The organism is Variovorax sp. GW821-FHT10C12 (assembly GCF_059415405.1).
This window is the reverse complement of the sequence record NZ_JBWKNE010000006.1, coordinates 1-21,754: the sequence shown is the minus strand read 5'-3', so window position 1 is coordinate 21,754 and position 21,754 is coordinate 1. Positions and strand designations below refer to the sequence as shown.

Annotated in this window: 18 protein-coding genes and 1 pseudogene; 10 read left to right on the top strand and 9 right to left on the bottom strand. The window is 68.6% G+C overall.

Translation table 11 applies throughout. From position 1 onward, the window contains the following. The first annotated feature begins 40 nt into the window (after window positions 1-40). Entirely contained in the window at window positions 41-1,045 is a 1,005-nt protein-coding gene (locus AC07OH_RS23140) for a Bug family tripartite tricarboxylate transporter substrate binding protein (RefSeq protein ID WP_495302263.1), read from the top strand. 125 nt (window positions 1,046-1,170) lie between these two features. Here AC07OH_RS23140 and AC07OH_RS23135 read toward each other — a convergent pair whose 3' ends face one another. Continuing rightward, entirely contained in the window at window positions 1,171-1,968 is a 798-nt protein-coding gene (locus AC07OH_RS23135; protein ID WP_495275081.1) for an IclR family transcriptional regulator domain-containing protein, read from the bottom strand. A gap of 137 nt (window positions 1,969-2,105) precedes the next feature. On the opposite strand from AC07OH_RS23135, the gene AC07OH_RS23130 reads away from it, so the two are divergent. The 6 genes from AC07OH_RS23130 to AC07OH_RS23105 all read left to right on the top strand — a co-directional run bounded on the left by AC07OH_RS23130 (window position 2,106) and on the right by AC07OH_RS23105 (window position 10,157). Further along, window positions 2,106-2,807, top strand: a complete 702-nt coding sequence (locus AC07OH_RS23130) for a 3-oxoacid CoA-transferase subunit A (protein WP_119552256.1) — start codon at window positions 2,106-2,108, stop codon at window positions 2,805-2,807. Beyond that, entirely contained in the window at window positions 2,804-3,451 is a 648-nt protein-coding gene (locus AC07OH_RS23125) for a 3-oxoacid CoA-transferase subunit B (protein WP_095746742.1), read from the top strand. Before AC07OH_RS23130 ends, AC07OH_RS23125 begins: the two co-directional genes overlap by 4 nt. A gap of 35 nt (window positions 3,452-3,486) precedes the next feature. Further along, entirely contained in the window at window positions 3,487-4,692 is a 1,206-nt protein-coding gene (gene pcaF, locus AC07OH_RS23120) for a 3-oxoadipyl-CoA thiolase (protein ID WP_070062661.1), read from the top strand. After that, window positions 4,692-5,672, top strand: coding sequence for a Bug family tripartite tricarboxylate transporter substrate binding protein (locus AC07OH_RS23115; RefSeq protein ID WP_495302262.1), 981 nt, complete (start codon window positions 4,692-4,694; stop codon window positions 5,670-5,672). The genes pcaF and AC07OH_RS23115 overlap by 1 nt, the downstream gene beginning before the upstream one ends. A gap of 56 nt (window positions 5,673-5,728) precedes the next feature. Next, window positions 5,729-6,742: a Bug family tripartite tricarboxylate transporter substrate binding protein gene (locus AC07OH_RS23110; RefSeq protein WP_495302261.1), complete on the top strand. Its 1,014-nt coding sequence runs from the start codon at window positions 5,729-5,731 to the stop codon at window positions 6,740-6,742. A 301-nt stretch (window positions 6,743-7,043) separates the two neighbouring features. Further along, a complete protein-coding gene (locus AC07OH_RS23105; protein ID WP_495302260.1) occupies window positions 7,044-10,157 on the top strand; it encodes an autotransporter domain-containing protein in 3,114 nt (1,037 codons plus the stop codon). Window positions 10,158-10,177: 20 nt separating this feature from the next. Here the strand turns inward: AC07OH_RS23105 and AC07OH_RS23100 are convergent, their stop codons facing one another. The 5 genes from AC07OH_RS23100 to AC07OH_RS23080 all read right to left on the bottom strand — a co-directional run bounded on the left by AC07OH_RS23100 (window position 10,178) and on the right by AC07OH_RS23080 (window position 14,423). Beyond that, on the bottom strand, window positions 10,178-10,600 hold the full coding sequence (locus tag AC07OH_RS23100) for a ribbon-helix-helix domain-containing protein (RefSeq protein WP_341887125.1): 423 nt from the start codon (window positions 10,598-10,600) through the stop codon (window positions 10,178-10,180). A 74-nt stretch (window positions 10,601-10,674) separates the two neighbouring features. Continuing rightward, on the bottom strand, window positions 10,675-11,253 hold the full coding sequence (locus tag AC07OH_RS23095; RefSeq protein ID WP_153282122.1) for a DJ-1/PfpI family protein: 579 nt from the start codon (window positions 11,251-11,253) through the stop codon (window positions 10,675-10,677). Between the two features lie 127 nt (window positions 11,254-11,380). Continuing rightward, window positions 11,381-12,235 (bottom strand): carbohydrate ABC transporter permease, encoded by an 855-nt coding sequence (locus AC07OH_RS23090; protein ID WP_495302259.1) that lies wholly within the window; start codon window positions 12,233-12,235, stop codon window positions 11,381-11,383. Continuing rightward, a complete protein-coding gene (locus AC07OH_RS23085; RefSeq protein WP_307696993.1) occupies window positions 12,232-13,122 on the bottom strand; it encodes a carbohydrate ABC transporter permease in 891 nt (296 codons plus the stop codon). The genes AC07OH_RS23090 and AC07OH_RS23085 overlap by 4 nt, the downstream gene beginning before the upstream one ends. Before the next feature lie 77 nt (window positions 13,123-13,199). Next, the gene (locus AC07OH_RS23080) at window positions 13,200-14,423 is read right to left on the bottom strand and encodes an ABC transporter substrate-binding protein (RefSeq protein ID WP_495302258.1); all 1,224 of its coding nucleotides are present in this window, start codon (window positions 14,421-14,423) and stop codon (window positions 13,200-13,202) included. 330 nt (window positions 14,424-14,753) lie between these two features. On the opposite strand from AC07OH_RS23080, the gene AC07OH_RS23075 reads away from it, so the two are divergent. The 3 genes and pseudogenes from AC07OH_RS23075 to AC07OH_RS23065 all read left to right on the top strand — a co-directional run bounded on the left by AC07OH_RS23075 (window position 14,754) and on the right by AC07OH_RS23065 (window position 18,234). Continuing rightward, window positions 14,754-15,542, top strand: coding sequence for an SDR family oxidoreductase (locus tag AC07OH_RS23075; RefSeq protein ID WP_495302257.1), 789 nt, complete (start codon window positions 14,754-14,756; stop codon window positions 15,540-15,542). Window positions 15,543-15,578: 36 nt separating this feature from the next. Further along, window positions 15,579-16,775, top strand: a complete 1,197-nt coding sequence (locus tag AC07OH_RS23070; RefSeq protein ID WP_495302256.1) for an ABC transporter ATP-binding protein — start codon at window positions 15,579-15,581, stop codon at window positions 16,773-16,775. A gap of 3 nt (window positions 16,776-16,778) precedes the next feature. Further along, window positions 16,779-18,234: pseudogene (locus tag AC07OH_RS23065) on the top strand (aldehyde dehydrogenase family protein). A gap of 33 nt (window positions 18,235-18,267) precedes the next feature. Here AC07OH_RS23065 and AC07OH_RS23060 read toward each other — a convergent pair. The 3 genes from AC07OH_RS23060 to AC07OH_RS23050 form a co-directional block, all read right to left on the bottom strand. Next, the gene (locus AC07OH_RS23060; protein ID WP_062481526.1) at window positions 18,268-19,227 is read right to left on the bottom strand and encodes a LysR family transcriptional regulator; all 960 of its coding nucleotides are present in this window, start codon (window positions 19,225-19,227) and stop codon (window positions 18,268-18,270) included. Window positions 19,228-19,269: 42 nt separating this feature from the next. Next, the gene (locus AC07OH_RS23055) at window positions 19,270-20,754 is read right to left on the bottom strand and encodes an N-acyl-D-amino-acid deacylase family protein (protein WP_495302255.1); all 1,485 of its coding nucleotides are present in this window, start codon (window positions 20,752-20,754) and stop codon (window positions 19,270-19,272) included. 19 nt (window positions 20,755-20,773) lie between these two features. Further along, window positions 20,774-21,754, bottom strand: a 981-nt coding sequence (locus tag AC07OH_RS23050) for an alanine racemase (RefSeq protein WP_495302254.1), incomplete at its 5' end; no start/stop codon positions are given.

The following is a 21,754-nucleotide window of genomic DNA, read 5'->3' as shown; positions in this document are numbered from 1 at the left end:
GCGTCCAGCCCCTGATTTTTCCAACCCTCCGGAGTCCGTTTTGAAGATCACCAAACGCCGCCTGCTCGAAGGCGGCGCTGCAGCCATTGCCACCTCGCTGTTCACGCCGGCCTCGTGGGCCCAGCGCGCAGCAGGCGGCGATGCCGCCTGGCCAACCAAGCCCGTGCGCATCCTCGTGGGCTTTCCGGCGGGTGCCTCGCCCGACCTGGCGGCGCGCGCCATCGCCGAGCCGCTCTCGAAGCTCCTGCGCCAGCCGGTGACGGTGGAGAACAAGCCCGGCGCCAGCGGCAACCTCGTGGCGGCCGAAGTGGCCAAGGCCACGGACGACCACACGATCGGCGCGCTGATCAACGGCAACCTCACGATCGCCAAGCTGCTGAATCCGTCGCTGGCTTTCGACCCCGAGAAAGACTTCGCGCCCATCGGCCTGATCGGCACCGCGCCGCTGGTGCTGGTGGTGTCGGGCAGCGCCACGGGCAAGTCTGCGGCCGACCTGCTGCTGTGGGTGCGCAACCTGGGCAGCGCCGGCAAGTACGGCACGCCGGGCGTGGGCACCGTGGGCCACCTGGGCATGGAGCTGCTCAAGAGCCGCGCGGCCATCACCGCGCAGCACAAGCCCTACACGGGCAACCCGCAGGTGATCGCCGGCATCCTCGCGGGCGAGATCCAGCTGGCGCTGCTGCCGCCGGGCCTGGCGATGCCGCATGTGAAGTCGGGCAAGCTCAAGGCCATCGGCGTGACCTCGCCCGAGCGCAGCCCGCTGGTCAACGAGCTGCCGACGATCCGCGACGCCGACGTGCGCGGCGCCGACCTCGAGATCTGGACCGCGCTTGCCGCGCCCGCGAGCATGAAGCCGGCGGCCGTGGCCAAGCTCAATGCCGCGCTGGTGGAGGTGATCAGTTCGCCCGAGGTGAGCGGCGAGCTGCTGAAGACCGGCTGGCAGGCGCAGCCCGGTTCGCCCGACGCGCTGGCCAAGCGCATGCGCGCAGACACGACCCGGTTGGGCGGCGTGATCATCATGAAGGGCATCCACTCCGAAACCTGAGCTCGCCCCCAGGCTTCGCGCACTTCGTGTCGCTTCTCCAACCCCCTGCCGGGGGCAACACCAGCGGCCCGGCAAAGCCGGTTCCGCGGTGTTCCTGAAAGGGCCGAGGGCCGTGCGTGGATGGCCTACAGCAGCGCCGACACCTGCCGTGCCGCATCGATCAGCGCCGGCAGCATCGTCTCCTGCATCACCTTCGCACTCGTGCGATTCGCCTGCCCGCTGATGTTCAGCGCGGCCACCATGCGGCCCTGCCGGTTCACGATGGGCGCGGCCACGGAGATCAGGCCTTCTTCCAGTTCCTGGTTCACCAGGCACCACTGCTGCTTGCGCGCCTGGGCCACCTTGGCCATGAGCGCGTCGATGTCGGTCACGGTGTGCTTGGTGAGCGCCTCGAGGTTCGAGGCCTCGAGGCGCGCGCGCACCTCGTCGTCGCCCAGGTCGGCCAGCAGCAGGCGGCCCAGCGACGTGCAGTACGCCGGCAGCCGCGAGCCCACGCCCAGGCTGATGCGCATGATCTTCTGTGTCGGCACGCGCAGCACGTAGACGATGTCGGTCGCGTCGAGCACGGCGGCCGAGCAGGACTCCTGCACCTGCTGCACCAGCGCCTCCATCACGGGCTCGGCGCGGTTCCAGATCGGCATCGACGACAGGTAGGCAAAGCCCAGGTCGAGGATGCGCGGCGTGAGCGTGAAGAGCTTGCCGTCGGTCACCACGTAGCCCAGCGTCTGCAGCGTGAGAAGAATGCGCCGCGCCCCCGCACGCGTGAGGCCGCTGCCGGCCGCCACCTCGCTCAGGGTCTGGTGCGGCGCGCTCGCGCTGAACGAGCGGATCACCTGCAGGCCGCGCGCAAAAGACTGCACGTAGCTGTCGCCGGGGGCGGGTGTGTCGGTGGTGGACGTAGCAGAAACGGGGTGGGTTGCCATGGCGAGCGATCCTCTCTAAAATTCATTATACGAACAAAAGTTCTTTAGACGAACAAATTGCGGTTCGCGAGGATTCGTGAATTCGGCAGGGTGTTCGGACCGTTCGGTTTCTTTCTTCACTCCCGGAGACAAGCTTCATGATCAACAAGATCGCGCGCTCGGTCGCCGATGCCCTGGCAGGCATCCAAGACGGCGCCACGGTGCTCATCGGCGGTTTCGGCACCGCCGGAATTCCAGGCGAACTCATCGACGGCCTCGTCGAGCAGGGCGCCAAGGACCTCACGGTCGTCAACAACAACGCAGGCAACGGAGAGACGGGCCTGGCGGCGCTGCTCAAGGCCGGCCGCGTGCGCAAGATCATCTGCAGCTTTCCGCGCCAGGCCGACAGCCAGGTGTTCGACGGGCTCTACCGCAGCGGCAAGCTCGAGCTCGAACTCGTGCCCCAGGGCAACCTCGCCGAGCGCATCCGCGCGGCGGGCGCCGGCATCGGCGCCTTCTTCTGCCCCACTGGCTATGGCACGCAGCTCGCAGGCAACCGCGAAACACGCGAGATCGACGGCAAGCAGTACGTGCTCGAGTACCCCATCCACGGCGACGTGGCACTCATCAAGGCCGAGCGCGGCGACCGCTGGGGCAACCTGGTCTACCGCAAGGCCGCGCGCAACTTCGGCCCGGTGATGGCCATGGCGTCGAAGAAGACCATCGCCACCGTGCACGACATCGCCGAGCTCGGCACCCTCGACCCCGAGACCATCGTGACTCCGGGCATCTTCGTGCACCAGGTGGTGCGCATCGAACGTGTCGCCACGCAGGCCGGCGGCTTCAAGAAGGCAGCATGACCATGGCATACACACGTCGCACCAAGGACCAGCTCGCCGCGCGAGTGGCACAAGACATCTTCGACGGCGCCGTCGTCAACCTCGGCATCGGCCAGCCTACGCTGGTGGCCAACCACCTGCCGCAGGGCCGCGAGGTCATCCTGCAAAGCGAGAACGGCATCCTCGGCATGGGCCCCGCGCCCGAGGCCGGCGAAGAAGACTACGACCTCATCAACGCCGGCAAGCAGCCCGTCACGCTGCTGCCGGGCGGCTCGTTCTTTCACCACTCGGACAGCTTCGCGATGATGCGCGGCGGTCACCTCGACATCTGCGTGCTCGGCGCGTTCCAGGTGTCGGCCACCGGCGATCTCGCCAACTGGCACACGGGCGAAAAAGACGCCATTCCCGCGGTCGGCGGCGCGATGGACCTGGCCATCGGCGCCAAGCAGACGTGGGTCATGATGGATCTGCTCACCAAGCAGGGCGCGAGCAAGCTGGTGCAAGAGTGCACCTATCCGCTCACCGGCATCGGCTGCGTCAAGCGTGTGTACTCCGACCTCGCCACGCTCGAGTGCACGCCGCAGGGCCTGAAGCTCGTCGACACCGTCGAGGGCCTGAGCCGCGAAGAACTCGAAAAGCTGGTCGGCCTGCCGATCGCTGCCTGATCCGTTCCACCCATTCAAGACAAGAGACAACTCACATGACCAATCAAGCCTTCATCTGCGACGCCGTCCGCACCCCCTTCGGCCGTTACGGCGGTTCGCTCAGCAGCGTGCGCACCGACGACCTCGGCGCCGTGCCCCTGCGTGCACTCATCGAGCGCAACAAGAACGTCGACTGGCAGGCCGTGAGCGACGTGCTCTACGGCTGCGCCAACCAGGCCGGCGAAGACAACCGCAACGTCGCGCGCATGTCGGCGCTGCTCGCGGGCCTGCCGATCGAAGTGGGCGGCGGCACCATCAACCGCCTGTGCGGTTCGGGCCTCGATGCACTGGGCACCGCCGCGCGCGCCATCCGCGCCGGTGAAGCCGGCCTCATGATTGCCGGCGGCGTCGAGAGCATGAGCCGCGCGCCCTTCGTCATGCCCAAGGCCGAGAGCGCCTTCAGCCGCAACAACGCGGTGTACGACACCACCATCGGCTGGCGCTTCGTCAACAAGCTCATGAAGGCGCAGTACGGCGTCGACTCGATGCCCGAGACGGCCGAGAACGTGGCCACCGACTACAAGATCGAGCGCGAAGCGCAAGACCTGATGGCGCTCAACTCGCAGCTGCGCGCCGTCGCCTCGCAGAAGTCCGGCTTCTTCGACGCCGAGATCGTGCCCGTGAGCGTGCCGCAGAAGAAGGGCGACGCCCTCATCGTCAACAAGGACGAGCATCCGCGTGACACCACGCTGGAGGCGCTGGCCAAGCTCAAGCCCATCGTGCGTCCCGACGGCACCGTCACCGCCGGCAATGCCAGCGGCGTGAACGACGGCGCCTGCGCGCTGCTGCTGGCCGACGAAGCCAGCGCCGCCAAGCACGGCCTCACGCCGCGCGCCCGCGTGGTCGGCATGGCCACGGCCGGCGTCGCGCCGCGCATCATGGGCATCGGCCCGGCGCCCGCCACGCAGAAGGTGCTGGCGCTCACCGGCCTCACGCTCGACCAGATCGACGTCATCGAACTCAACGAAGCCTTCGCTGCACAAGGCCTCGCCGTGCTGCGCCTCCTGGGCCTGAAGGACGACGACGCGCGCGTGAACATCAACGGCGGCGCCATCGCGCTGGGCCACCCGCTCGGCGCCAGCGGCGCACGCCTGGCCACCACCGCGGTGAACCAGCTGCACAAGGGCGGCGGCCGCTACGCGCTGTGCACGATGTGCATCGGCGTGGGGCAGGGCATTGCCGTGATCCTGGAACGCGTCTGATGGGTCTCGCCCGACGCGAGCTGCTGCTGGGTTTGCTGGCAGCAGCGGGCCTGCCGGCGCATGCGCAGCAGCAGGCCGACGGCAAGCCGATCCGCATCGTCGTGCCCTTTGCGGCCGGTGGCGGCAACGACGTGTTCGCGCGCCAGATGGCCAAGGGCCTGGGCGAGGTGCGCAAGTTGGGCGTCATCGTCGACAACAAGCCCGGCGCGGGCGGCAACCTCGGCACCGAGCAGGTGGTGCGCAGCACGCCCGACGGCAGCACGCTGCTGCTGGGCCACACGGGCACCGTGTCGATCAACCCGGCGCTGTACAAGGGCCTGAAGTTCGACGCCCGCAAGGACCTCGTGCCCGTGGCCATGTTCGCCTCGTCCGCGCTCGTGCTCGTGGTGCCCGCCGCCTCGAAGGTGCGCAGCGTGGCCGACCTCGTCAAGGAGGCCAAGGTGCGCCCGGGCCTGCTCGACTCCGCCTCGAGCGGCAGCGGCACGGGCGGCCACCTCACGGGCGAACTCTTCGCGCAGCGCACCGGCACGAAGATCAATCACATCCCCTACAAGGGCACCAACCCCGCGCTCACCGACCTCGCGGGCGGCCAGGTGCAGATGATGTTCAGCGTCATCCCGCCCGCGCTCGCGCTGGTCAAGGGCGGGCGCCTGCGCGCCATTGCCGTCACCGGTGCCAAGCGCCTGCCGTCGCTGCCCGACGTGCCCACCGTGGCCGAGTCGGGCCTGCGCGAACTCGCGGGCTTCGAGAGCACGCTCACCTACGGCATCCTCGCGCCGCGCGGCACGCCCGATGCGTTCGTGAAGACGCTGTCGGCGCAGATGCTGCAGGTGGCGGGCGGCGCCGAGTTCCAGTCGCGCCTGGACGTGGAAGGCGCCGTGCCGCTGCTCGGCGGGCCGACGGAGTACGCCGCGCTCATCGCGAAGGAAAGCGCGCTGTGGGCCGGCATCGTCAAGGCCTCGGGCGCGTCGGTCGACTGAGCGGCGGCGCACCGCTTCCCACCCATCAACGATTCATCAAACCGGAGACTTCCCTCATGTCCTTCTTCCGTTCGTCGCTTTCGCGCCGCGCCCTCACTGCAGCCGTGCTGGCCCTGACCGCGGGCGGCCTGCTGCCGCTGACCGCTTCGGCACAACAGCAGCCTGCAGCTTTCCCGACCAAGCCCGTGCGCATCATCACGCCGTTCCCGGTCGGCGGTGGCCCGGACGGCGTGGCCCGCCTCGTGGCCGACAAGCTCTCGCGCGCCTGGGGCCAACCGGTGGTGGTCGAGAACCGCCCGGGCGGCAACGGCTTCATCGCCATCGACGCCTTCAAGCGCGGCGCCAAGGACGGCCACGACATCATCGTGCTCGACAACGTGCACCTGGCCGCGTACCCGGCGCTGTTCAAGAAGCTGCCCTACGACGCATCGAAGGACTTCGACGCGCTGCTGCCGCTGTTCAAGACGTATTTCTTCTTCACTGTCGCGACCAACAGCAAGTACAAGACCGTGGGCGACCTCATCGCCGACGCCAAGGCCAACCCCGGCAAGCTCGACTACGGCTCGTGGTCGGTCGGCAACCCGGTGCACCTGGGCTCGGAACTGTTCGAGTCGGCCACCGGCACGCAGATGGAGCACGTGATCTACAAGGAAACCACGCAGCTGTACACCTCGGTGGCCACCGGCGAGCTGGCCTTTGCGTTGGGCAGCAGCGCCACCGCCGGCCCGCTGCAGCGCGCCAACAAGCTGCGCTTCCTGGCCGTGGCCGCACCACAGCGCAACGCCGCCTTCCCCGACGTGCCGACCGTGGGCGAATCGGGCGGCCCGAAGGGCTTCGAGGTCATCGGCTGGAACGCCATCGCCGTGCCGAAGGGCCTGCCGGCGTCGGTGACCGACAAGATCAAGCGCGACATCGAGAAGGGCCTGGCCGAACCCGACGTGCTGGAAAAGTTCAAGAGCTTCGGCTACGAGCCGTTCCCCACCACGCGCCCGCAGTTCGACCAGTTCGTGGCGACGGAGACGAAGCGCTTCACCGACGTGATCCGCAAGGCGAACGTGTCGCTGGACTGATCGCTCGCGCTCAGCACGGCATCTGCAACGAACAAGGCACCCGTGAGGGTGCCTTTTCTTTTTTTGGGGCGCGTCGGCCGAATGATTTGTGCTGTCCCAAAGTCACATGTTACGTATGGATACGTGACTGGGTAGACCGTCTACCGCACGCCCTGACAGAGGCGACGCGGCCCCGCCTTCGGCAGATCGCTCTCGCTTCACGGTACCCCCTTGCAGGGATACACGTAACTGGCACCCGTTCTTACATTTTTGACTTGCAAATCCGAAATCGTCGCCCCGTGGCGAAAAGGGAGTTGAAGTCATGAACAAGATCTTCCGAACCCTGTGGAGTCCCACCGTCGGCACCTGGGTGGCCGCGCCGGAAATCGCGCGCGGCCGCGCGCGATCGTGCAGCGGGGGCGGCGTGCGCGCGGTGGCGGCAGCGGCGGCAACGGCTGCGCTGTGGGTCTGCGTCGTGCCGGTGCTCGCGGCCGGCGGCGCGGGCGGCCAGCCGGTCGGGGACACGTCGCTGAACGGGGGCGCCGGCGGCAGCGATGGCACGGGCGGCAGCGGCGGGCTCAACGACACCACGGTCAATGCATCCGGCGGCGCGGGCGGATCGTCGACGCCGGGCGGCGTCACGGCGGGGGCCAACGCCAGCATCGGCAGCTTCGGCGGTGCCACGCCGGGCACCGGCGGCGCGGCCGGCGCCGCCAGCACGCCCACCGGCCCCGGTGCGTTCCAGGGCGACGCCGGCGGCGCGGGCCAGGCGCAGACCGGCGACCCGGGCAATGGCAACGGCTATGGCGGCGGGGGCGGCGGCGGTTTCCAGGGGATGTCGATCGGCAACAACGTGGCCAACTCGCCCGACAGCTACACCGGCGGCATCGGTGGCGCGGGCGGCAACGGGTACTGGGCCGCCGGCGGCGGCGGCGCGGGCGGCTACGGCTCGATCCTCAGCGGCCCGCTCGGCAGCTACACGGCCACGGGGTCTTCCACGGGCGGCGCCGGTGGCAAGGGCGGCGACGCCTTCTCGCAGGGCGGTGGCGGCGGCAGCGGAGGCGGCGGGTTCTACCTGAACGCGACCAACCCGGGGCTCGGCTTCACCAACACCGGGCCCCTCACGGGCGGGGCGGGTGGCGCGGGTGGTTCCGAATTGCCGGGCTCCCGTGCCAACGCCTCGGGCGGCGGCGGCGGTGCAGGGGGCATCGGCGCGACGCTGACGGGCGTCGCGGTCACCGTCAGCAACTCCGGCGCGATCACGGGCGGCGCCGGGGGCGCGGGCGGTGCGGCCGGCGGTGGAGCGGGCGGGACCGGCTCACCAGGCAGCGGCGGCGATGGCGGGGCGGGCCTCGCATCGACCGGCACGGGCGCAACCCTCACCAACACCGGCACCATCGCCGGTGGGGCAGGCGGCGTCGGTGGGGCCAACAGCAACGGCGGCCCGGGCGGTGCCAACGGCGTGGGCGGCGCGGGCGTGACGGGCGCCAACCTTGCGCTGACCAACGGCGGAACCATCACGGGCGGCCTGGGCGGCGACGGCATCACGCGCGCCGCGGCGGTCGCGTTCACGGGCGGCGCCAACAGCCTCCGGCTGAACACGGGCTCGTCGATGACGGGCGCGATCTCGATCGGCGCGGGCGCGACCGCCAGCGTCATCGCGGGCGCCAGCGGCCTCAGCGTCAGCAACGCCCTGCTGCTGGGCGGCACGGGCACCATCGACACCAACGGGAACAACCTGGCATGGACCGGCGCGATCTCCGGCGCCAGCGATCTCGTGAAGATCGGCGCGGGCGTGCTGACGCTGAGCGGTGCCGACACCCACTCGGGCGCCACCAACGTCGCAGCGGGCACCCTGCGCGCCGGCGCGGCCAACGTGCTCAGCAGCGTGAGCCCCTTCACCGTGGCCACCGGCGCGACGCTCGACCTGGCCGGCAACAGCCAGACCCTCGCGTCGATGGCCCACAGCGGCACGGTGTCGCTGGTGGGCGCGGTGCCCGGCACCACGCTCACCGTCAACGGTCCCTGGGTGGGCAACGGCGGCACGCTGCGACTGGGGACCGCGCTGGGCGGCAGCGCGAGCGCGAGCGACCGGCTCATCCTGAGCGGCGCCACCGCCGTCGCCAGCGGCACGACGAATGTGCAGATCACCAACCTGGGCGGCCTGGGCGCGCTCACCACCGGCAACGGCATCGAGGTGATCAGCGCCCTCAACGGCGCGACCACCACCGCGCAGACCACCAAGAGCGCGTTCGTGCTGGCCGGCGCGCACGTCGATGCGGGCGCCTACGAGTACCGGCTGCATGCGGCCGACGCCACCGGCGCGGGCGAGAACTGGTACCTGCGCTCGACAGCCACGCCAGTCACCCCCGTCACGCCGGTGACGCCCGTCACGCCGTCTGCCGGCGGTGGCGGCTCGGGCACCGGCGGCGCAGGCGGCGTGCCCGTGCTCGTCGTGCCCACCTACCGCGCCGAAGTGCCGCTGTACGCCGCGCTGCCCGAGCAGCTGCGCCAGGCCAGCTTCGCGATGCTCGGCAACAGGCGCCTGCGCATGGGCGAGGACCTCGTCGCGGGCGCGAACCCGGCCAAGCCCGCGCAGGGCTACCGCGAGGCGTGGGGGCGCATCATCAGCACCGACCGCACCATCGGGCAGGGCGGCACCGTGAGCCCCACGAGCAAGGGGCGCCTCACGGGCTTCCAGGCCGGCACCGACCTGTGGGCCACCCCCGACTGGCGCGCGGGCGTGTACGTCGGCCAGCTCGACGGCGACATGCGCGTGAACGGCTTTGCCAGCGGTCTGGCGAACCTCGGGGTGGGCAGCAACAACCAGAAGAGCGAGTTCCTGGGCGCCTATGCCACCTGGACACACAGCCCCAGCGGCGTGTACGTCGACGGCGTGCTGCAGGCCGGGCGCCACCGCTACAGCGCCATGCCCGCGCTGGGCCTGTCCCGGGGCGGCAAGGGCAACAGCCTGCTGGCGTCGATCGAGGTGGGGAAGTCGATTCCCATTGCGCCGAACTGGACCCTCGAGCCGCAGGTGCAGCTGGTGCACCAGCGCGTGAGCCTGGGCGACACGGGCATCTCCGGCGCCCTCGTGCAGCAGAAGAGCCACAACGGCTGGCAGGCACGCGCCGGTCTGCGCGTGAAGGGCGAGTTCGTCACCAGCGCCGGGCTGCTGCAGCCCTATGTGCGGGTCAACCTCTACCGCAGCAGCAGCGGCACCGACGTCACCCGCTTTGTCGGCCCGGCCGGTGTCACGGACATCGCGACGCGCACCGGCGGCCGCAGCACCGAGCTGGCGGCAGGGGCCACGCTCCAGGTGGCCGAGAACACGAGCGTGTATGTGGAGCTGGGCAAGCTATGGGCGGGCTCCGGCGGCGACTCGCGTATCAAGAGCGGGGTGAATGCGAGCGTCGGCGTGAAGATGCGCTGGTGATCTCGTGCGCCGGGCGGCGTCTACGCATGCCGCCGTACGACAGCGTGGAGCGTGCGCACGCGCGTCTCGCTTGACGGCTGCGCGGGCGACGGCCGTCCCCACCCCTGCGGCAGTTCATGCAGCACGGCGTTCGCATCGAGCGAGCGGATCGCGACCGACGTGTCGGCCGGAATCCGCCCCTGCGCCACCATCGCCTCGTAGCGCAGCGCGCACACCCGCAGGAACGACGCGAAGTTGCCGACCTCGCCGCGCGCCGCCACCAGCTCGTCGTACAGCCGCTCGATGAGCTGCACCACGGCCATGCCGTCGCGCTGCGCGATCTCCTCGAGCACCTGCCAGAACAGGTTCTCGAGCCGGATGCTGGTGACCACGCCGTGCAGCCGCACCGAGCGCGTGCGCGCGTCGTAGCTTTGCGGATCGGCGCTGATGAAGACTTCGCACATGGGCCATCTCCTCGAGAGGCGGGGTGAATCGGGGCGACGCGGCACTGTAGCGCCGCCCACGCACTTTCGTCAGCTCAGTGTTCGATGCGGGTGCCCAGCACCACCAGGAACTGCGACAGCCACGCCGGATGCGCCGGCCAGGCCGGTGCGGTGACGAGGTTGCGGTCGGTCACGGCCTGGTCGACCGGGATGCCCATGTACTCGGCGCCGGCCAGCTCCACCTCGACCTGGCAGGCCGGATACGCCGACACCTTGCGGCCCTTGATGAGGCCCGTGGCCGCGAGCAGCTGCGCGCCGTGGCAGACGGCGGCCACCGGCTTGTCGGTGGCCAGGAAGTGGCGCGCGATCTCCACCACGCGGGGGTGCATGCGCAGGTACTCGGGCGCACGGCCGCCAGGGATCACGAGCGCGTCGTAGGCCTCGGGGCGCACGTCGTCGAAGGTCGCGTTCAGCGTGAAGCGGTGGCCCGGCTTCTCGCTGTAGGTTTGCGCGCCTTCGAAGTCGTGGATGGCGGTGTGCACCCAGTCGCCGGCCTTCTTGTCGGGCGCCACCGCATGCACGGTGTGGCCGACGGCCAGCAGGGTCTGGAACGGCACCATGGTTTCGTAGTCTTCGGCGTAGTCGCCGCAGAGCATCAGGATCTTGCGAGCCATCGGGTTTGTCTCCTTCGGATGAGGTGTAGCGAAACCGGCCTGCGCAGGGTGCGCGCCGGCCGTCACCGCATTATTCGAAGGGGGCGGGCGCAGCGGGTAGCAGCGGGCTGTGATGCCGCTGCGGTCGCTATTTGACCGAGCCCGCGGTCAAGCCCTGCACCATGTAGCGCTGCATCCACGCAAACAGGATGGCGACCGGGACCACGGCGCAGATGGCGGCGGCCATCACCAGCTCCCACTGCACCACGTACTGGCCCGCGACCATGTTGGTGACGAGCACGGTCAGCGTCTGCTTTTCCGTGGAGCGGATCAGCGTGTAGACCACCGCGAACTCGTTCCACGCATTGACGAAGGTGACCAGCGCCGTGACCGCCATGGCCGGCAAGGCCAGCGGCAGGAACACCTTGCAGACCGTGCGCACCGGGCCCGAGCCTTCGAGCCAGGCCGACTCCTCCAGGTCGCGCGGAATGGTCTCGAAGTAGGAGGTCATCATCCAGACGGCAAAGGCAATGCCGAAGGCGCCATAGGCCACCACCACGGACAGGCGCGAGTCGGTCATGTTGCCGCCCTCGAACCAGGGCAGGCTGGCCGCCATCTTGAACAGGCCCACCACCAGCAGCACGGGCGAGATCATCTGCGTGATGAGCAGGAACTGCCGGTAGCCGCCCTGGCCGCGAAACTTCAGGCGCGCCAGCGCGTAGGCGGAAGGCACGCTGACGGCAATCGTCAGCACGGTCGCAGAGAGCGACACCAGCAGGCTGTTCAGCAGCGCGCGCCCGAACCCGGTCTGGGTCCACATGGCGGAGAAGTTGCTCCACTGCCACTGCTGCGGCAGCCAGCGCGCCGGATAGACGTAGATCTCGGACGCCGGCTTGAGCGCCGTGAAGAACATCACCGCGAGCGGAAAGATGACCACGACCACCAGCGGCGCGAGCAGCAGCCAGCACCAGAGGCTGCGCACGAGTTTGTCGGAGCGGATCATGCGGCGGCCTTCGCGGACTGGCGCTTTTGCAGGCGCAGGTAGAACACGGTGAAGGCCAGCAGCAAGGCCAGCATCACGAGCGAAATGGCGGCCGCCTCACCGGGCCGGCCCAGGCGAAAGCCCAGCTGGTAGAGCCAGGTGACGAGGATGTGCGTGGCGTTGTCCGGCCCGCCCTGCGTCATGATCCAGATGATGGGGAACGAGTTGAAGACGTAGATCACGTTCAGCACGATCGCCATGTGGATGAAGGGCTTGAGCAGCGGCAGCGTGAGCCGGCGAAACTGCTGCCAGCGCGACGCGCCCTCGATGCCGGCCGCCTCGTAGATGTCCTGCGACACCGACGACAGCCCGCCCAGGAAGATGGTGACGGTGAAGGGAATGGACACCAGGATGCCCACGCCCACCTCGACCCAGAACGCGAGCTGTCCGTCGGCCAGCCAGTTGATCGGCTCCTGGATGATCCCGACCATCGCGAGGCTCGCATTGACCATGCCGTACTGGCCGTTGAAGGACCAGGTCCAGACGATGGCCGTCATGGTCAGCGACACTGCCCAGGGCAGCATCACGATCGTGCGCGCCACGCCCCGGCCATAGAAATCCTGCTGCAGGATGAGTGCGATCGGCACAGCGCACAGCACCGCGCCACCGACCACGCACACCGTCCATTGCACCGTGCGCCACACCACATGGGCGAACACCGGATCGGTGAACACGGTGCGAAAGTTGTCCAGGCCGTTGAAGGCCCGCAGCAGGCCGAAGCGCGAGATGTCGTGCACCGACTGGAACACCAGGGTGGACAGCGGGTAGGCCAGGATGAAGAGGGTGAGCAACAGGCTCGGCGCAATCAGCCCCCAAGCCAGGGCAGGGCCTCGAACGGGATTCTGCATAGGGCAATTCGATCGGAATAGACGTGGTGCGACACGCGAAAAGCTGGCGCAGCCCAGGGCTGCGCCCCGGGGCTTGCTTACTTCTTGTTGAGCTTGGTGTTGGCTTCGGCCGCGGCCTTGTCCAGCGCCGCCTTCGGTTCCGCCTTGCCCTGGTAGATGGCCTGCAGCGCGTTGGTGACGGCCTGCGCCGAGTCTTCCCAGCCGGCGACCAGCGGGGCGAAGCGCGCGTTGGGCAGCAGGGTCACGAACTCGGAGAGCACCGGGTCGTCCTTGAACACGGGGTCGTTGGCCACCTCGCGCGTCACTGGCATGAAGCCTTCGCCCTGGTCGAACTTCAGCCGCGCGGTTTTCGAGAACATGAAGTTCAGGAATTTCTGGGCGGTTTCCTTGTTCTTCGAGGTCTTGAACATCATGATCGAATCGGTCACGCCGAAGGTGATGTCCTTGCCGCCATTGGGCACGCCGGTGATGCCGTATTTCAGTTGCGGCGCGTCCTTGGCGATTTCCTTGGCCAGCGGCGGCAGCGAAATGACCATGCCCAGTCGCCCCTGCTTGAACAGGTTGTGCAGGTCGTAGCGCGTGTTGCCGGCCACGCCGGGCTCGGTCAGGCCCTGGTCGATCATGCTTTTGTAAAGCGTGGCGGCTTTCACGCCGGTCGGCGAATTGAAGGCGGCCTTGTTGCCCGCATCGAGCACGTCGCCCCCCATGCTCCACAGCGCATAGTAGAAATAAGTGTCGGTATCCAGGTCCTTGCCCTGGATGCCATAGCCGTAGGCGCCCGTGGCCTTGATCTTTTTCGCGGCGGCAATCACGTCGTCCCAGGTCTTGGGGCCATTGGGAAAGCCTGCCTTGCTCAGCATTTCCTTGTTATAGAACATGGCGCGCACGCTGGCCGCAATAGGCAGCGCATAAGGCTTGCCATTGATATTGCCGGCCTTCAGAAATGCCGGAATAAATTGATCCTTGAACGCCGCATTGGCGTAATTGTCGACCGGCTCCACCAGGCCGTCGTTCACGAAATCGCCCACCCAGCGGGTCGCGACGTGGGCCAGGTCGGGCGGGTTGTTGCTGGCGATTTCCGCCTGCAGTTTCTGCTGCATGTTCTCCCAACTTCCCACCTCGACCTTGACCTTGTCTCCCGGGTTGGCCTTTTCGTAGTCCCGGGCCAGCGCCTCCAGCCAGGGGCGTGTGTTGTCGCTGTAGCTGGACATGGCGATGCGGATATTTCCCGCCTGGGCCGTGAGGGAGGAAAGACCCAGAAGAATTGCGCCTGCCAATAGAGTTGTATTTCGTTTTTTCATATTTAATTCCTAGTGAAGTGATTGAAAATTAATTGAATACACGTCGGGATCTGCTGCGATCAATGCTTTCGCTTTTTTATCTTACGAGTCGGTCGAATGACGCCATAGATAGAGCTAACCCTCGATTTCTAAAAAACAGAACCCTGCCTGCGAAATATTGAAGGCCAAATTCCGGCGGCGTCCTGTACGCTTCAAAATTCGAGCTCGAATTGCGCGCGGTAATTCATTGCCGCCCGGTCGGGAGAGGTATTGGCAATTCACAGGGCGCATTGCGTGGACACATCAATTTCGACTCCGTCTTCGGTTCATCCCCACGCGCCGTCCCGGCGCGTGACGCTGGTCACGGGCGCCGCCGGCGGCATCGGCCAGGCCCTGTGCCGCCGCGTGCTGCAGGCCGGCGACCGGCTGATCGCGCTGGACCACGACGCGGGTGCACTGGAAGGCCTGGCGGCCGTGTTGGCCGGGCAGGGCGTGAGCGCCGACGACCTGGCGCGGTTGCATCCTTTGGTGGCGGACGTCACCGACTGCGCAGGCCTGTGCGAGAGGGTGGCCGCGGCCGTCGCCACGGTCGGCCCGGTGGATGTGCTGGTGTCGAACGTGGGCGCCGCGCGCGGGCCGACGGTGCGCAAGACCACCCCGCAGGACTGGCAGGCCGACATCCAGCTCAACCTCAACGGCGCGTTCCATTGCGTGGAGGCGGTGCGCCACGCCATGGTCGAGCGCCGCAGCGGGCAGCTGGTGCTCATCGGCTCGGTCAACGCGCTGACCACGCTCGGCCACCCGGCCTACAGCGCGGCCAAGGCGGCGCTGGTCAGCTACACCCGCTCGCTCGCGATGGAGCTGGGCGCCTATGGCATCCGCGCCAACATCGTGCTGCCGGGCACCGTCAAGACGCCCGCCTGGCAGGCGCGCGCCGACAAGAACCCGCGGGTGTTCGAGCAGCTGAAGAAGTGGTACCCGCTGGGCGACTTCGCGACACCCGACGACGTGGCCGATGCCGTGCTCTTCCTGGCGTCGCCCGCCGCGCGCGTCATCACGGGCGTGGCGTTGCCGGTGGATGCGGGCCTCATGGCGGGCATCCTGCCCATGGCCCGCGAGATCACGGTCGAAGACTACTGAGCCGGCGACTCACTTCCACAAAGACAAGGAGACTCCATGGCTCAGGTTCAACTCAAGCAACTGCGCAAGGATTTCGCGGGCGTGCCCGTCGTGCACGGCATCGACCTGGACATTGCCCACGGCGAGTTCGTCGTGCTGGTCGGCCCCTCGGGCTGCGGCAAATCGACGCTGCTGCGCATGATCGCGGGGCTGGAGCCCATCAGCGGCGGTGAGCTGCGCATCGGCGGTGCACGGGCCAACGACCTGTCGCCGCAAAAGCGCAACATCTCGATGGTGTTCCAGAGCTATGCGCTCTACCCGCACCTGTCGGTCTACGAGAACATCGCCTTCGGACCGCGCACGCGCGGCGAGGCCGAAAGCGACTTCCGCCCGCGCATCGAAAAAGCCGCCAGCCTGCTCAACCTCACGCCCTACCTGGACCGCCTGCCGCGCGCGCTCTCGGGCGGACAGCGCCAGCGCGTCGCCATGGGCCGCGCCGTGGTGCGCGAGCCCGCGCTGTTCCTCTTCGACGAGCCGCTGTCCAACCTGGATGCGCAGCTGCGCGTGCAGATGCGCGCCGAGATCAAGGCCCTGCACCAGCGCCTGGGCAACACCATGGTCTACGTCACGCACGACCAGGTGGAAGCCATGACCATGGCCGACCGCATCGTCGTGATGCGCGCCGGCCGGGTGGAGCAGGTCGGTGCGCCGCTCGAGCTCTACGACCGCCCGGTCAACCGCTTCGTGGCGGGCTTCATCGGCTCGCCCGCCATGAACTTCACGCAGGGGCAGGTGCATCGCGCACACGGCCGCACCTGGCTCGCGCTGCCCGACGGGCAGGCTTGGGACCTGCCCACGTCCGGGTGCACGCCGCTGCTGGCCGATGGACAGCACGTGCTGCTGGGGCTGCGGCCCGAGCATCTGCAGTTGGCCCCGGAAGGACTGGCGTTGCGCGTGATCCTCACGGAGTCGACGGGCGACAAGACGCAGATCTACGGCACCGTGGCGGGCAGCGAGACGCCCTGGTGCGTCTCCGTGCACGATCGCGTGGCCCTCAAGCCCGGCGACCTCGTGCACCTGCAGGTCCGCGAGGCTGCATCGACCCATTGCTTCGATGCGCAGACCGAGCGCCATGTGGGCGTCGCAGCCCCGGCGCCGGCCGGGTACAGGCCGTCCGCGTCCACCGTGGACGCGCGTGCCGGCGGCAGCGAAGGCCAACGCCATGCCGCGTCGATCGCGTATTCGTACGGCTAGGCCATGAGCCGCCACTGCATGTCCGAAGTCGAAACGGGAAATTTCATCGGCGGGCGCTGGTCGACCCCCGTCGACACCCTGCCGGTGATCAACCCGGCCAACGGCGACACCATCGCCACCGTGCCCCGCTCGACCCGCGAGACGGCGGACGCGGCCGTCGCCGCCGCCAAGGCCGCGGCCTCCGATTGGGCCGCCACGCCGGTGTTCGAACGCGCCGCGATATGCATGGCGATCGCGGCCGAGGTCGATGCCGCGCGCGAGGCCCTCGCGCACACGCTGTCGTGCGAGCAGGGTAAGGTCCTGGCCGAGGCGCAGGGCGAAGTCGCCAAGGCCGCCGACGGCTTCCGGCTTGCCGCCGAACTCGTCAAGCAGATGGGCGGCAAGACGCTGCCGGCGGAAGACCCGGGCAAGCTCGTCATGACCCTGCGGCAGCCGCGCGGCGTGTACGGCGTCATCACGCCCTGGAACTTCCCGGTCAACATCCCGGTGGAATACATCGCCCCCGGCATCGCCACCGGCAACACCCTCGTCTGGGTGCCTGCGCCGTCCACCGCGCTCGTGGCCTGCGCGCTGATGGCGGCCATCGAAAAGGCCGGCCTGCCCGCAGGCGTTCTCAATCTGGTGATCGGCGAGGGCGCGACCGTGGGCGATGCGGTGGTTGTGCACCCGGACGTGACCGCCATCACCTTCACCGGCAGCACCGCGACGGGCCAGCGCATCGCCGCGAGGTGCCGGAAAGCCCCTGCTGCTCGAGCTCGGAGGCAACGGGCCTGTGATCGTTTTCGAGGACGCCGACCTCGATGCGGCAGCCGCTGCAGCGGCAGGCGGCGCGTTCTTCAATGCCGGGCAGGTGTGCGCGGCGACAGGGTGCGTGCTGGCCCATGCCAGCGTGGTCGACCGCCTCTGCGACAGGCTGGTCGCCAAGGCCGCCGAGCAGGTGCTGGGCGATCCCTTGCATCCCGCCACGACCATGGGGCCGCTCAACAACGCCCAGGTGGCGGCCAAGGTGCGCGCGCATGTGGACGATGCCGTTGCACAGGGTGCACGCGTACTGTGCGGCGGCCGCGCGCGGCCGGACCTGGGCAGCGACCTCTTCTTCGAGCCCACCGTGGTGCGCGACGTCACGCCCGACATGCGGCTGTGCCGCGAAGAAACCTTCGGCCCCGTCGTGCCGGTCATCGCCTTCCAGGACGAAGCGCAGGCCCTGGCGCTGGCCATGCAGAACGACTACGGCCTCTCGGTGGGCGTCTTCACGCAAGACATCGGCCGCGGCATCGCCATGGCCAAGGCGATCCCCGCAGGCATCGTCAACATCAACGCGGGCACCACCTGGTGGGAAATCCACCTGCCCTTTGGCGGCGGCTGCGGCAAGAAGAGCGGCATCGGCCGGCTGGGCGGCATGCACACGCTGGAGGCGATGACCGAGATCAAGATGATCACGGTCACGCTGCCGGGTTGAGCCCTTCGATGCCGACGATCCCGCGCGCGGGGACTACTCCGGCTTTCCCCTGGCGGGCGTGCGAGCGGCGGTGGCGCGCCCCGGCTTCACGGGTCGCTGCCACCCCTGCATGTAGGCGATCAGCGACTGCGACAGGTGATTGGCCGCGAGCGACAGGCGCCGGGAATAGCTCGCCACCAGCGTGGCGCGCGCCGAGCGCAGCGACGCATCGGTGAGCGGAATGGCCACCACCTTGCCGGCCTCGATCAGCGGGGCGACCACGTCGCTCGGCTGGAAGGTGATGAGGTCTGACTCCGCGACCAGCCGGCTCGCGAAGGACAGCGAATTCGTCTCGACCGCGATGTTCAGCTTGAACTTGCCCTTGGAGCTGACGCGGTCGACCAGCTGGCGCAGGCCGAAGGAGCGGTCGGGCAACGCCAGGGGCGCGTCGGCGACTTCCGCGAGCGTGCAGCTGCGCTGTTGTGCCAGGGGATGCTGCGTCGAAGCGATCACGCACAGCGGCTGCTCGATCTTCTGCAGCTCGATGAGGTCGGGGCGCGGCGAGGCGCCGAACAGAATGCCCAGGTCGTACTTGTGCTCCGCCACCGACTCGCCCACCGCATGCGAGCCCATGAGATCGAGCGAGAAGGTGATGCCCGGGTGCGTGCGGATGAAGCTCGGCATGAAGCTGGTGAGCAGGCCGTGGAGGATGCCTTCCACGCAGCCCACCCGCACGTGCCCCTTGGCCAGCGTCTCGTACTCGTGGATCTGGCCCTTCAGGTCGGCCAGCTGCGTCTTGTTGTCCTGCGCATAGCGCAGCAGCAGTTCGCCGGCCGCGGTCAGCGCCATGCCCCGTGCGTGGCGCTCGAAGACGGGCACGCCCAGTTCGTCTTCCAGCAGCGCGATCTGCCGGCTCACGGCGCTCTGGGCCACGAAGAGCTTTTCCGCCGCCACGCGCACCGAGCCGAAGGCCGCGACCTCGTAGAAGTACCGAAGGGTGGTGGATTCGATCATGCGTGCACTCTACGGGATGGCGGGGAAGGGGCGCGGCGACGCTCAGTTCGCGGCGCGTGATTGCCGTGTCAGCATGCGCCCCGCGCGCGCGAGCACGCGCGCCTCGTTCGCGTCTCGGTAGGCGAGCACGCCGTTCACGAACACGCGTTCGATCCCTTCGCTCACGCCCAGCGGCTGGTCGTAGGTGGCCGTGTCGGTGATGGTCTCGGGGTCGAACACCACCACGTCGGCCATGGTGCCGACACGCAGCAGGCCGCGGTCGGCGATGCGCAGGTTGCGCGCCGTCATGCCCGTCATCTTGTGCACCGCCTGCTCCAGCGTGAAGAGTTTGCGCTGGCGCCAGTAGCGCGCAAACACGCGCGGGAACGCGCCCCACAGGCGCGGGTGCGGATGGCGGTCATGCGGCAGGCCGTCGCTGCCGATCATGCTGCGCGGATGCGCGATGACGCGCTCCACGTCTTCTTCCTGCATCAGGAAATAGCACGCACCACCGGGCTTCAGGCGCAGGCTGGCCTCCTGCTCCGTCGTGCCCCATTCGCGCGCGATGTCGGCGATGAGGCGCCCGGTCATCTCCGGGTGGGGCTCGGACCAGGTCAGCAGCACGTCGATGACGCCGTCCACCATGTCCTCGCGCAATACGGTGGAGCCGGCCACGTAGGGATAGACGTCCATCGCGATCTCCTGGCGCTGCGACAGGGCGTCGATCAGCGGCAGGGTCTCCTTCGTGCGGCCCCAGTTGGCCGGGCTTGCGCATTTGTGGTGCGAGATGATCAAGGGCACGCCGGCTTCGAACGCCGAGTCGCCGGCCTCGTGCATCGCCTCGATGATCTGCTGCATCTCGCTGCGCAGGTGCGTGGCGTAGACGCCGCCATGGCGTGCCACGACGCGCGCAAGCGCGGTGACCTCTTCGGCCGGCGCGGCAAAGGCTTCTTCGTAGAACAGGCCCGATGACAGGCCGTGCGCACCGGCGGCCATGCAGTCGTCGAGCAGCGCTTCCATGCGCGCCAGCTCGTCGCCATCGGCGGGCCGGTCGAGCGCCTGCATGGCCGCGAAGCGCAGCGTGGTGTGGCCCACGAGGGCTGCCACGTTGAGTGCCGGTTGCACCGCATCGACCGCCGCGCGGTACTCGGCCATGGTCGCGTGCTGGAACGAATCCGCGCCCAGCAGCGTGAGCGGCGGCTTCGACTGCGGCGTGCGGTACGGTGCCAGCGAGATGCCGCAGTTGCCCGTGACCACGGTCGTGATGCCCTGCGACACCTTGGGCAGGCACAGCGGATCGCGCAGCACGATGGCGTCGTCATGCGTGTGGGCGTCGATGAAGCCGGGCGCGATCACCTTGCCGCGGCAGTCGACCACCTCGATATCTGCAATGTCCAGCCCCTCGGGCAGCCGCGTGCGCAGGCCTTCGCCGAGCGCCAGGATGCGGTCGCCCTGCAGCAGCACGTCACCGGGCCACGAAGGGCCGCCCGAGCCGTCGACCACGAGGCCGCCTTCGAGCAGCGTCGCGCTGTTCTTCTGTGTGTTCATGGGGGAGGCGTTGCCTTGCTCAGAAATGAATCACGACCGCATCGCTCACGCGGTAGTCGTTCTCGACCACGGGCATCCAGTGCCACTTGTCGAAGGTGGTGCAGGGGTGCGAGATGCCCAGGCCGACACGGTCGCCGACGACCGGTGCCTGCGCTTCGTCGTTCGCGTCCCAGCGCAGGTAGGCGTGCTGGTCGTTCAGCGCGGTCACCTTCCAGCTGGCGGGCACCGCATGCGACTGCAATGCACCGCGTGCCGCGTGTGCAATGGGGATGGGCATCGACATGTCGAAAGAGATGTCGCGCTTGCCGACCGAGAGAATCGCCAGTCCCGGCTCGGGCCGCGACTGCACGTTGGCCCAGACCTCCATCGCCGGCGTCAGCCCTTCGCCGCACTCGCAACCCATGCGCTCATCCGCCACATTCACCATGCGCTTGTAGAAGCCATGGTCGTGCGTGACGTAGCAGCCCGAACGCAAGAGGCCGCGCACCGGCGAACCCAGCGCAGGCTTGAGCCGCCCGGCCACGAGGTCGAAGATCGCCGAGCCGCCGGCCGAGACCAGCACCTCGTCGGTCTCGAAGAGTTGCTGCGTGTCGCAATGACGCGCGACGGCTTCGATCCGGTCCATCAGGGCCTTGGCGAAGGCGGTGTCCTGTTCGGTGGACCCGGTGGCATTCAGGCCTTCGTAGCTCTCGATGCCCACCAGCTTCGCGGCGCTGCTGGCACGCACTGCACTGGCCACGGCGACCGCTTCCGCATGCGTGCGGCAACCCGTGCGTGCGCCGTCGATGCCGATCTCGAGCATCACCTCGAAGGGCACGCTCGCAGGATTGAGCTTCGACCAGTCTTCGATCAGCGCCAGCTGTGCGAGCGAGTCGACCAGGAACACGATGCGCAGGTCCGCGTGGTCGGCCAGCAGCAGCTGGATGCCTGCGAGGTCTTCGTCGCTCACGACCTGGTTGGCGATCAGCGTGCGGCGCGCGCCTGCCGCCACGCCCACGGC

Coding starts and splice junctions, on each gene's coding strand:
- AC07OH_RS23135 (WP_495275081.1), bottom strand. CDS start 1,968: ATGGCAACCCACCCCGTTTCTGCTACGTCCACCACCGACACACCCGCC.
- AC07OH_RS23130 (WP_119552256.1), top strand. CDS start 2,106: ATGATCAACAAGATCGCGCGCTCGGTCGCCGATGCCCTGGCAGGCATC.
- AC07OH_RS23125 (WP_095746742.1), top strand. CDS start 2,804: ATGACCATGGCATACACACGTCGCACCAAGGACCAGCTCGCCGCGCGA.
- pcaF (WP_070062661.1), top strand. CDS start 3,487: ATGACCAATCAAGCCTTCATCTGCGACGCCGTCCGCACCCCCTTCGGC.
- AC07OH_RS23115 (WP_495302262.1), top strand. CDS start 4,692: ATGGGTCTCGCCCGACGCGAGCTGCTGCTGGGTTTGCTGGCAGCAGCG.
- AC07OH_RS23110 (WP_495302261.1), top strand. CDS start 5,729: ATGTCCTTCTTCCGTTCGTCGCTTTCGCGCCGCGCCCTCACTGCAGCC.
- AC07OH_RS23105 (WP_495302260.1), top strand. CDS start 7,044: ATGAACAAGATCTTCCGAACCCTGTGGAGTCCCACCGTCGGCACCTGG.
- AC07OH_RS23100 (WP_341887125.1), bottom strand. CDS start 10,600: ATGTGCGAAGTCTTCATCAGCGCCGATCCGCAAAGCTACGACGCGCGC.
- AC07OH_RS23095 (WP_153282122.1), bottom strand. CDS start 11,253: ATGGCTCGCAAGATCCTGATGCTCTGCGGCGACTACGCCGAAGACTAC.
- AC07OH_RS23090 (WP_495302259.1), bottom strand. CDS start 12,235: ATGATCCGCTCCGACAAACTCGTGCGCAGCCTCTGGTGCTGGCTGCTG.
- AC07OH_RS23085 (WP_307696993.1), bottom strand. CDS start 13,122: ATGCAGAATCCCGTTCGAGGCCCTGCCCTGGCTTGGGGGCTGATTGCG.
- AC07OH_RS23080 (WP_495302258.1), bottom strand. CDS start 14,423: ATGAAAAAACGAAATACAACTCTATTGGCAGGCGCAATTCTTCTGGGT.
- AC07OH_RS23070 (WP_495302256.1), top strand. CDS start 15,579: ATGGCTCAGGTTCAACTCAAGCAACTGCGCAAGGATTTCGCGGGCGTG.
- AC07OH_RS23060 (WP_062481526.1), bottom strand. CDS start 19,227: ATGATCGAATCCACCACCCTTCGGTACTTCTACGAGGTCGCGGCCTTC.
- AC07OH_RS23055 (WP_495302255.1), bottom strand. CDS start 20,754: ATGAACACACAGAAGAACAGCGCGACGCTGCTCGAAGGCGGCCTCGTG.